Origin of the sequence: Streptomyces novaecaesareae (assembly GCF_000716875.1) — a bacterium.
In the GTDB taxonomy this organism is placed as follows: domain Bacteria; phylum Actinomycetota; class Actinomycetes; order Streptomycetales; family Streptomycetaceae; genus Kitasatospora; species Kitasatospora novaecaesareae.
In genome coordinates, this window is record NZ_JNWQ01000076.1 from 22,906 (window position 1) to 32,579 (window position 9,674).

10 protein-coding genes are annotated in these 9,674 nt (G+C 71.5%); 7 read left to right on the forward strand and 3 right to left on the reverse strand.

Going from position 1 to position 9,674, the window contains the following annotated elements; genetic code table 11:
- Positions 1-15: 15 nt before the first annotated feature.
- Genes argC through lysW form a run of 3 tightly spaced genes read right to left on the reverse strand, consistent with a single transcriptional unit; the run spans position 16 to position 2,071 of the window.
- Complete coding sequence (argC, locus tag OP86_RS25155) at positions 16-1,041, reverse strand: N-acetyl-gamma-glutamyl-phosphate reductase (RefSeq protein ID WP_030060694.1); 1,026 nt, start codon at positions 1,039-1,041, stop codon at positions 16-18.
- Entirely contained in the window at positions 1,038-1,901 is an 864-nt protein-coding gene (locus OP86_RS25160) for a RimK family alpha-L-glutamate ligase (protein ID WP_030260641.1), read from the reverse strand. Before OP86_RS25160 ends, argC begins: the two co-directional genes overlap by 4 nt.
- Positions 1,901-2,071 carry a lysine biosynthesis protein LysW gene (gene lysW, locus OP86_RS34370; protein ID WP_063832457.1) on the reverse strand — a complete coding sequence of 57 codons (171 nt, stop codon included), beginning with the start codon at positions 2,069-2,071 and terminating at the stop codon, positions 1,901-1,903. The genes OP86_RS25160 and lysW overlap by 1 nt, the downstream gene beginning before the upstream one ends.
- A gap of 286 nt (positions 2,072-2,357) precedes the next feature.
- Here lysW and OP86_RS25165 point away from each other — a divergent pair, with 286 nt between their 5' ends.
- The 7 genes from OP86_RS25165 to cysD all read left to right on the forward strand — a co-directional run.
- Entirely contained in the window at positions 2,358-3,251 is an 894-nt protein-coding gene (locus tag OP86_RS25165) for a family 3 encapsulin nanocompartment shell protein (protein WP_030060697.1), read from the forward strand.
- 46 nt (positions 3,252-3,297) lie between these two features.
- Positions 3,298-4,230, forward strand: coding sequence for a sulfotransferase (locus tag OP86_RS25170; RefSeq protein WP_030060698.1), 933 nt, complete (start codon positions 3,298-3,300; stop codon positions 4,228-4,230).
- 42 nt (positions 4,231-4,272) lie between these two features.
- A complete protein-coding gene (locus OP86_RS25175; protein ID WP_030060699.1) occupies positions 4,273-5,043 on the forward strand; it encodes an SDR family NAD(P)-dependent oxidoreductase in 771 nt (256 codons plus the stop codon).
- 44 nt (positions 5,044-5,087) lie between these two features.
- Positions 5,088-6,296: an MFS transporter gene (locus OP86_RS25180; protein WP_051830572.1), complete on the forward strand. Its 1,209-nt coding sequence runs from the start codon at positions 5,088-5,090 to the stop codon at positions 6,294-6,296.
- A gap of 41 nt (positions 6,297-6,337) precedes the next feature.
- Positions 6,338-8,215 (forward strand): M20/M25/M40 family metallo-hydrolase, encoded by a 1,878-nt coding sequence (locus tag OP86_RS25185; protein ID WP_051830574.1) that lies wholly within the window; start codon positions 6,338-6,340, stop codon positions 8,213-8,215.
- Positions 8,212-8,772 carry an adenylyl-sulfate kinase gene (gene cysC / locus OP86_RS25190; protein WP_030060702.1) on the forward strand — a complete coding sequence of 187 codons (561 nt, stop codon included), beginning with the start codon at positions 8,212-8,214 and terminating at the stop codon, positions 8,770-8,772. The genes OP86_RS25185 and cysC overlap by 4 nt, the downstream gene beginning before the upstream one ends.
- On the forward strand, positions 8,769-9,674 hold a 906-nt coding region (gene cysD, locus OP86_RS25195; RefSeq protein ID WP_030260645.1), incomplete at its 3' end, for a sulfate adenylyltransferase subunit CysD. The genes cysC and cysD, both read left to right, overlap by 4 nt.

Consider the following 9,674-nt stretch of genomic DNA (forward strand, 5'->3'; position numbering starts at 1 on the left):
CTCACTGGTGCGGCGTCAGTTGGGGTGCAGGCCGGTGAATTCCAGGCCGAGGTGTTCGGGCCAGCCGAACCGGATGTTCATGCACTGGACGGCATTGCCCGCTCCCCCCTTGACCAAGTTGTCCAGGGCCGCGATCAGCAGGGCGTGCGGGGAGCCGGGCTCGACGGCGAACCCCACGTCGCAGTAGTTGGAGCCCGAAAGGATCTTCGGGTCGGGGAGCCGGTGCTGGCCGCGCCGCTCGGCGACGACGCGCACGAACGGCTCGTCCCGGTACCGCTTGCGGTACACGGCCCGCAGGGCGCGCTCGTCCACCCCGTCCGCGAGCTTCACCCGGCACAGCACCTGGACCCCGCGCACGGCCTCCACGCCAGTGGCGGTCATCCGCACGGTGGCGCCGGTGGCCTGGGCCATCTCCGCCTCGTGCCGGTGCCGGTTCGGCGCGAAGACGCGCAGCGCACCGCTGCGCTCGGCGTGCAGGTTGCCCGCCCCCGCGGTCGCTCCGGATCCGCTCGAACCGGTCCGCGCGTCGACGGTGATCTCGCCCTCGATCAGACCCGCCTCGGTCGGCGGGACCAGAGCGAGGATCCCCGCCGCCGCCATGCAGCCCGGCACGCTGATCCGGTCGGCGGAGCGCAGCCGTTCGCGGTGGAGCTCCGGCATCCCCTGCACGAAGGTGTCGATCAGCTCCGGCGCCTCGTGCGGGAGGCCGTAGTAATCGGCGTACGTGTCCGGCGAGTTCAGCCGGAAGTCGCCGGACAGGTCGATGACCGTCGACGCGCGGCCCAGCAGGTCCGGCATCAGGCGCATGCTCTCCCGGTGCGCGGTCGCCAGGAACAGCACGTCGTAGTCGCCGAGCTCTCCCGGATCGCAGAACCGCAGCGCGGTCCGTCCGCGCAGATTCGGGTGGACACCGTCGACCGGACGGCCGGCGAAGGTCCGCGAGGTGACCGCGGCCAGCTCCACCTCGGGGTGGCCGACCAGCAGGCGGAGCAGCTCCCCGCCGATGTAGCCGGCGCCGCCGAGGAGCGCGACCCGCTTCACGAGGCGGCCCGGGTCATCAGGTGTCGCACGATGCGGTCCGCCACGTCGACCCGGTCGCCCTGGGCGGCCTGGAAGCCGGCGAACTCCACCCGGTGGTTGACCTCCAGGACGGACACCCGCCCGTCGCCGTCCTCAACGAGATCGACGCCGGCGATGTCCGCTCCGACCGCCTCTGCGGCGGCGACCGCGAGCTTGGCGTTCTCTTGGCCGAGCTCGCAGTACTCGCTGACGCCGCCCCGGGCGACGTTGGTCCGCCACTCGGGGCTGCGGCGGTAGGTGGCGCCCAGCGCCTCGCCGCCCACGACGATGACGCGGATGTCCCGGTCCAGCTTGGGCACGAGCTGCTGCACGTAGACGATGTGGGACTGCGGGGAGGAGAGTGCGGCCACGTGCTCCAGAACGGCGGCGGCGGTCTGCCGGTCCGCGACCGGCGTCACCAGTCTCCCCCAGGAGCCGACCAGCGGCTTGATCACCGCCGGGTAGCCGATCTCCTCCAGTGCGGCCAGACCGGCCTCCGGGGTCAGGGCGAGCGCAGCCCGGGGCGTGGGCAGCCCCCGGTTCCGCAGCGCCTCGGTGGTGAGCCACTTGTCGCCGCACACGGCCGTGGCGGCGGCAGAATTCACCACCGTCGCGCCGGCGTTCTCCAGAGCACCAGCGGCATAACCGGCCCGGAATTGTCCGATCTCCCGGTTGAGCACGACTCGGGGAGCCGGCCCGAGGCCGCCCGACACGATGAAGAAATTCCGTGCGTCAATGTGGTCGAACGACGCCCCATGGCGCTCGAAGGCAGCCATTATGAGCTTCTCCTCGGTGCGTACCCGGGAGGCCAGGAGCGTGAACACCTGCTCTGGAGAAGCCATTACTCTCCCCAGTCCTCCTCGACCTCCGGCGCCTGCGACAGCACCGGCGGGTCCATCCCGATGACCTCCAACTCGACGCGGCAGTCGCCGCATTCGATGATCTCGGCGACGCGGGTGCCGACGTCGACCGCCACCTCGGCATCGCACTCCGGGCAAACTGCGACAGACATGACTCCTCCTGGGAACGAATGGGAATGGGATCGGTCCGCTGCGGCGACCACCGCCGGCCGGACCTCTGGAACACTAACCACAGAATGCCCGGCACTCCAGACACACTTTCTTCTCGGTCCGATCAGCGGCCGTTATCGCAGACTGGATAAGGTCGCGATTATCGCCTCATAAAATTCCGTCACCGCGATGACCTGCCAAAATCCGGCCGAGCTGCGTAGGCTCCTTGACCACGAATCAGATTTAGCCGTCGGCCTTCCGCCGATATTCAATCCGCAAGGAGCTGACATGCGGGGAGCAACCGCCAGTCCGGTCGTCGACCAGGGGGTACGCGTGACCCTCTCCGACCCGGGCCTCGAAGAGCGCAGCCCGGGCCAGGAGTTCGCCTGGTCACTCGGGGGCGTCCGCCCCCACGAGGACCTCGTCGTGCCGTTCCGGGCTCATCTGCCTGCCGTCTTCCCACTGTTCGCCACCCGCCCCCGGTACGCGGTCCGCCATCTGCTGAAGACGGCCACCGTCCCGGACCGCCAAGTGGCCTACGTCCACGAGCCGCCGGCGGACCGCCTCAGCGCCTCCGGCACCTCGTACGCCACCACTCCCGAGGCCGCGTTCGCGCCCGACCTGCGCAAGGCCGAGCTGACCGACCTCACCGTCTCGGTCCCGCTGCCCGACGGCCTGCTGGACGAACCCGCGCTGCTGGCGGCGTTCATCGACTACCGCGTGCTGGTGCGGCTGTCGGCGGTGGAGAACGAGGCACTGCTGCACGGCAGCGAGGACAAGGCGATACCCGGCCTGCTCGGCCTCTCCGGCTCCCGGCACGGCTCGCTGGACGGCGACCCGGCCGAGGTGCTGACCGCCGCCGCCGCCGAGGTCGAGGAGACCGGCGGCTCCTGCGACGGCATGGTCGTCCACCCGCGCCGGTACTGGGCGCTGGCCGCGGCCGGCGTGCTGGAGACGCTGGCCCGCACCGGGATCACCGTTTCCCGCACCCGCATGATCGCCCCGGATCAGGTGCTGCTCGGCGACTTCCGGGCCGCCGCGACGCTGCTCGTCCCGGGCGTCGCCTCGCTCGAACTCCTGCGCGGCACCGGGCCGGACGGCTCGGACCTCATCCGCGCCACCACCCGGGTCGGACTGGCGGTCCACCTGCCGCAGCACTTCCTGCTGCTCTCGCAGAGCTGAGGTCCGAAGGACGACGATGACAACACCTAAGGAAGACCCGAACCCGATGGCCGATCGGCCCGTACCCGTCCTGTACATCACCGGCTGGATGCGCAGCGGCAGCACGCTGGTGGGCAACGTCCTCAACGAACTCCCCGGTGTACTGCACGCCGGCGAGTTGCACTACCTGTGGCAGAACGGGGTCCTGTCCTCCGGCACCAACTCGGCATGCGGCTGCGGGCTGGCGCTGCGCGAGTGCCCGCTCTGGTCGGCGACGCTGGACACCGCGTGGGCCGACACCTCACAGGCGGCCGCACGCCGGACGGTCATGAGCCAGCACGCCCTGCTGCGCACCCGGCACACCCGGGACCGGCTGGCCGAGGCCACCGGTCGAACCGCTCAGGCCCCCGGTCTCGGCCGGCTGCTGGACAGCACGGCCCGGCTCTACCAGGCGCTCGCCATCCGCGGCGGCGAGCGCCTGGTGGTGGACGGTTCGAAGTACCCGGCCGAGGCGGCCGCACTGCTGGGCCGAGGCGACCTGGACGTGCGGGTCCTGCACATCGTGCGGGACCCCCGGGCGACCGCCTACTCCTACCGGCGGGTCAAGCAGTACATCGACCCGATGAGCCCGGCTCGGAGCAGCCGGTACTGGACCGCGTTCAACCTGGCCTCCGAACTGGTGGGCGAGGCCGCGCCGGGCCGGTACCTGCGGGTACGGCACGAGGACCTCTGCCGGCGTCCGCGTGAGGTGATCGGCGAGATCATCCGCTTCGCCGGGCTGGACGACGAACCGCCCGTGGACGACCGGGGAATCGTGCACCTCGGCATCAACCACACCGTGACCGGCAACCCCGACCGGCTGCGTCAGGGCGCCACCGCCATCCTCCCGGACGACCGCTGGCGCACCGAGCTGTCCGGCCGGGACATCGCGTCCGCGACGGCCATGGCCGCGCCGCTGCTGCCCCGCTACCGCTACCCCCTGTTCCCCGGCCGCCCGTAGTCGGGGGCGCGACACCGAGTCACGAACGAAAGGAGAGAGACCATGGACCTCGGACTACGGGGGCGGGTCGCCCTGGTCGCCGGGTCGAGCAGTGGCCTGGGCCTGGCGGTGGCCCGAACCCTCGCCGCGGAGGGCGCGCACGTCTCCATCTGCGGCCGTGACCCGGACCGGCTGGCCCGAGCCCGGGCGGAGCTGGAGCAGCTCGGCCCGGGCCGGGTCCTCGCCACCGCCGTCGACCTGCGCGACGAACACGCCTGCGCGGACTGGGTGGAGCACACGGCCGAGGAATTCGGCGCGCTGCACGTCCTGGTGTCCAACTCGGGTGGTGTGCCGTTCGGTCCGGTCGACGCCTTCGACGTCGCACAGTACCGGCAGGCGGTCAACGACAACCTGCTGCCCCACGTCGCGCTCGCCCTGGCCGCCGCGCCCCACCTCACCGCGGCCGGCTGGGGACGCATCCTGATGATCACCTCCGAGGCGGTGCGCCAGCCGCACCCCGGCAGCGGGCTCTCGTCCGTGGCACGACTGGGTGTCCTCGGCTTCGTCAAGGGGCTCGTGGATTCCCTGGGCGCCGCCGGCGTGACCGTGAACGTGCTCGCTCCCGGCTTCCACCGCACGGCCGCGCTCGACGAGCAGTACGGTGCCGACGTGGAGACCGAGATCTCCCGGGTGGCCGCGGGACTTCCGCTGGGGAGAATCGGTCGACCGGACGACTTCGGCGCGCTCGCGGCGTTCCTCGCCAGCGAGCAGGCCGCCTTCGTCACCGGCACGGTACTCGTCGCCGACGGGGGCAACACCCGCGGCATCGGCTGAGGAGAGAGCGAGAAGCGCATGTACGACCGCTACGAGGTGGGGTCATGAACAGGTCGACGCTGCCGTCCATCGGAGCCGACAGCTCCCAGGGCCTGTCCGGGACGGAATCCTGGGTGCGGACATTCGCGGGCGTGGTCACCGCGCTGTTCTGCACCTTCGCGTCGTTCGGCATGGTCATCCCGGTGATCCCGCACCTGGTCACCGAGAAGCTCGGCGGCTCCGCCTTCGAGGTGGGAGTCACCTTCACGCTCTCCGGTGTGGTGGCGCTGCTGGTCCGGCCGTTCGCCGGACAGCTCGCCCAGCGGCGGGGCAGTCGGCCGGTGATGATGCTGGGCGCGGCGCTGATCGTGGTGGTCGCAGCCCTGTACGCCTTACCGTTCGGGCTGCCCGGTCTGTTCGGCGCCCGGCTGGTCATGGGCGTCGGTGAGGCTCTGCTGTTCACAGCTGGCTCGGTCTGGACGGTGGCCCTGACGCCGGTGGACCGGCGCGGCCAGATCGTCGGCTTCTACGGGCTGGCGATGTGGACCGGTCTGACGGTGGGTCCGATCGCGGGGGACGCGGTCTTCCGCCTCGGCTCGTACACCGCGGTGTGGATCAGCGTGGCCGTACTGCCGGCCGCCGCCGTCCTGGTGCTGTCCTTCCTCCCGTCGAGCAAGCCGCTCGGCAGCAACGGGGTGTCGACCAAGCTCCTGCCCCGGCCGGCCGTGCTTCCGGGCCTGTCGCTCGGCTGCGGGGCGTTCGGCTACGCGGCGGTCGCCAGCTTCGGCGCACTGGCGCTCACCTCGCGCGGCATCGGCCACGGTTCGGCGCTGATCAGCCTGTTCAGTGTGGCCTACGTGCTGGTCCGGCTGGTCGCGGGCCGCTTCCCGGACCGGATCGGCGCACTGCCCGTCATCGTCGTCTCGGCCTCCGTCGAGGCGGTCGGCATGGTCCTCATCGCGTTCGCCCCGACGCTCTGGGTCGCGGGCCTCGGAGCACTCATCTCGGGCGGCGGCTTCACCCTGCTGTACCCGGCCCTGGCACTGATCACCATCGACACCGCGCCGGAAGCCGAGCGCGGAGCCGCGCTCGGCGCCATCACCTCGTTCTTCGACGTGGCCGTCGGCGTGGCCGGCCTGCTCGGCGGTGCGCTCGCCGAGGTGAGCTACACCGCGACGTTCCTGATGTCCGCGGTGGCGGTGCTGGGCTCGCTGTTCACCGGCACGATCGCGGCCCGTCGCCGGAACCAGGCGATGACGACCGCGATCGACTGACTTGCCATCACATACGTTGACTGAAGCAAAGGAGCCTTCGGATGTCCGAGCTGGGAGAAGTCGCCAGCGCTCGGAGGGCCGCGCTGTACGTGGTCAAGCTCGGCAGCGCGAGCCTGGAACACCCCGCGGTCTTCGACGAGATCACGGGCCTGCACCGACGTGGCGCACGACTGCTGGTGGTCGCCGGCGGCGCCGCCGGAATCGCGGAGCACTACCGCACGATCGGACGGCCCGTCCGGCACCTCACGCTGCGCAACGGTGACGAGGTCCGCTACTGCCCGCCCGAGGAGTTACCGCACCTGATCGCAGCCTACGAACAGATCACCCTGCCCCGTATCGAGGAGGAACTGACCGCCCGGGGGCTGTCGGTGTTCGCCACCGTGGCCCGCGCCGGCTCGCTCGTACGGGCGAAGACCAACGCGCCCCTGCGCACCACCGAGGACGGACGCACCCGGATCGTGCGCGATCACCGCGCCGGCACCGTGTCCGAGGTCGACGCCGACCGGCTGACCAGCCTGCTGGACACCTTCGACGTGGTCTGTCTGGCCCCGCCGGTCGCCGACATCGACGGCGGCACCGCGCTCAACGTGGACGCCGACATGCTGGCCGCCGCGGTCGCCAAGGCCCTGGACGCGGACCACCTCCGGCTCGTCACCGGCACGGCCGGCCTGCTCACCGACCCCGCGGACCCCACCAGCACGCTGCGCCACGCCACCTGGGGCGAGGGACAGCAGTTCGCCCGCGGCCGGATGCGGCAGAAGGTCCGGGCCGCGGAGAGCGCCCTGGAGGGCACCTGCGACGTCGCCGTCACCGGACCGCACACCCTCTCCCCCGCGGGCGGCACCTGGTTCTGGCGGGCCCCGGCCCCCGCGCCGGACCTCACCCTGCTCGCCCGTGCCGTCGAACTGTCCTCCGTGTCCCGTGACGAGCGGGAGATAGCCGAGTTCCTGGCAGGCTGGTGCACCGAGCACGGCATATCCGCGGACGTCGACGCGGCGGGCAACCTGGTCGCCACCCGGGGCTCGGGCCCCCATCGCCTGCTGATGCTCGGCCACATCGACACGGTGCCGCACCGCTGGCCGGCCCGCTGGGACGGTGAGGTGCTCACCGGACGCGGCAGCGTCGACGCGAAGGCGAGCCTGGTGACCTACCTCCAGACGCTCGCCGAACTGGACGTCCCCGCGGGCGTCCAGGTCCGCGTGGTCGGCGCGGTCGAGGAGGAGATCACCGCGGCGGGCGCGTTCTTCGCCCGCGACCACTACCCCGCCGACGCCGTCGTCATCGGCGAGCCCAGCGGGGCCGGGGCGCTGACCATCGGCTACTTCGGGCTGGTGAAGGTCCGGCTGAGCGTCTCCGAACACACCGGGCACACGGCCGGCAAGGACGTCCGTACCGCCGGAGACCGCATGGTCGAGGTCCTGGACACCGTGCGCCGCGAAGTCGCACAGCTCGCCCCGGACGCCCTCACCGCCGTCCTCGGCGTGCACGCCCGCAACCACGGCGACCTGCAGATCGGCGAGGCCGTGGTGGACGTCCGGGTCCCCCCGCAGCTCGCCGTCGACGAGCTGCTGGAGCTGCTCCGGGGGCTGGTCACCGAACCCGTCCGGCTCGACGTACTGCGAGCGACCCCCGGAGTCACCACACCGCGCTCCAGCCCCTTGGTGCGGTCCTTCTCACGGGCCTTCAGGTCGGCGGAGCTGAGCCCCCGCTTCCTGGTGAAGAAGGGGAGCAGCGACATGAACACCCTCGCCACCAGCTGGCACGGAGTCCCCATGGTCGCCTACGGCCCCGGGGACGCGAAGCTCGACCACACCCCCCACGAGGAGATCCACGCCGCCGAGTTCCGGCACGCCCGCGCCGTCCTGCGGGCGGCCGTCGAGGACTGGATCGCCTCCGCGAACGCGAGGAGCGACGGATGAACCCGCCCGAGTTCTGCACCTGCCGACCGGGTTCCACGGTCTGGCTGACCGGTCTGCCGAGCGCCGGGAAGACGACGATCGCCCGGGCGGTCGCGGACCGGCTGCGCGAGGAACAGCGCCGGGTCGAGGTGCTCGACGGGGACGAGATTCGGGCCTTCCTGTCGGCCGGGCTCGGTTTCTCCCGCGCGGACCGTAACGCCAATGTCGAGCGGATCGGCCTGGTCGCCGAGGTGCTGGCACGCAACGGCGTCACGGTGCTGGTCCCCGTCATCGCGCCGTACGCGGACGCTCGGAAGGAGGTCCGCCGGCGCCACGATGCTTCCGGCACGGCCTATCTGGAGGTGCACGTGGCCACACCGGTGGATGTGTGCTCGGTGCGCGACGTGAAGGGACTGTACGCGAAGCAGGCGGTCGGCGAGATCTCCGGCCTGACCGGCGTCGACGACCCGTACGAGGTTCCGACGAATCCGGACCTGCGGATCGAGACGCACCTGCAGCGCGTCGAGGAATCCGCCGGGGACCTGTTCGCGCTGCTGAAGAAGAGGGGGCTGGTATGACTGCGGCTGATCGTCCGTTCGCGCTGTCGCACCTGGACGCGCTGGAGGCCGAGTCGGTGCACATCTTCCGCGAGGTCGCGGGGGAGTTCGAGCGCCCGGTGATCCTGTTCTCCGGCGGCAAGGACTCCATCCTGATGCTGCACCTGGCGCTCAAGGCCTTCGCGCCCGCCGCCATCCCGTTCTCGCTGCTGCACGTCGACACCGGGCACAACTTCCCCGAGGTGCTCGCCTACCGCGACCGCGTCGTGGCCGAGCACAACCTGCGCCTGCACGTCTCCCACGTCCAGGACTTCATCGACCGCGGCGTGCTGCGCGAGCGCCCGGACGGTACCCGCAACCCGCTGCAGACCGTCCCGCTGCTCGACGCGATCGAGAAGGGCCGCTTCGACGCCGTGTTCGGCGGCGGCCGCCGGGACGAGGAGAAAGCCCGCGCCAAGGAGCGCGTCTTCTCGCTGCGCGACGAGTTCGGCGCCTGGGACCCGCGTCGCCAGCGCCCCGAGCTGTGGTCGCTGTACAACGGCCGGCACGCGGTCGGCGAGCACGTGCGGGTCTTCCCGCTGTCCAACTGGACCGAGCTGGACGTCTGGCAGTACATCGAACGCGAGCGGATCGAACTGCCGGAGATCTACTACGCGCACGAGCGTGAAGTCTTCCTCCGCAGCGGCATGTGGCTGACGGAGGGGGACTGGGGCGGACCGACGGACGGCGAACAGCTGGAGAAGCGGATGGTCCGCTACCGCACCGTGGGCGACATGTCCTGCACCGGCGCCGTCGACTCCGACGCCACCACCATCCAGGCCGTGATCGCCGAGATCGCCGCCAGCCGCCTCACCGAGCGCGGCGCCACCCGCGCCGACGACAAGCTGTCCGAGGCCGCGATGGAAGACCGCAAGCGCGAGGGG

What these genes read in the sequence shown, in the direction of transcription:
- OP86_RS25160 (WP_030260641.1), bottom strand. Translation starts at nt 1,901, where the DNA reads ATGGCTTCTCCAGAGCAGGTGTTCACGCTCCTGGCCTCCCGGGTACGC.
- lysW (WP_063832457.1), bottom strand. Translation starts at nt 2,071, where the DNA reads ATGTCTGTCGCAGTTTGCCCGGAGTGCGATGCCGAGGTGGCGGTCGAC.
- OP86_RS25165 (WP_030060697.1), top strand. Translation starts at nt 2,358, where the DNA reads ATGCGGGGAGCAACCGCCAGTCCGGTCGTCGACCAGGGGGTACGCGTG.
- OP86_RS25170 (WP_030060698.1), top strand. Translation starts at nt 3,298, where the DNA reads ATGGCCGATCGGCCCGTACCCGTCCTGTACATCACCGGCTGGATGCGC.
- OP86_RS25175 (WP_030060699.1), top strand. Translation starts at nt 4,273, where the DNA reads ATGGACCTCGGACTACGGGGGCGGGTCGCCCTGGTCGCCGGGTCGAGC.
- OP86_RS25180 (WP_051830572.1), top strand. Translation starts at nt 5,088, where the DNA reads ATGAACAGGTCGACGCTGCCGTCCATCGGAGCCGACAGCTCCCAGGGC.
- OP86_RS25185 (WP_051830574.1), top strand. Translation starts at nt 6,338, where the DNA reads ATGTCCGAGCTGGGAGAAGTCGCCAGCGCTCGGAGGGCCGCGCTGTAC.
- cysC (WP_030060702.1), top strand. Translation starts at nt 8,212, where the DNA reads ATGAACCCGCCCGAGTTCTGCACCTGCCGACCGGGTTCCACGGTCTGG.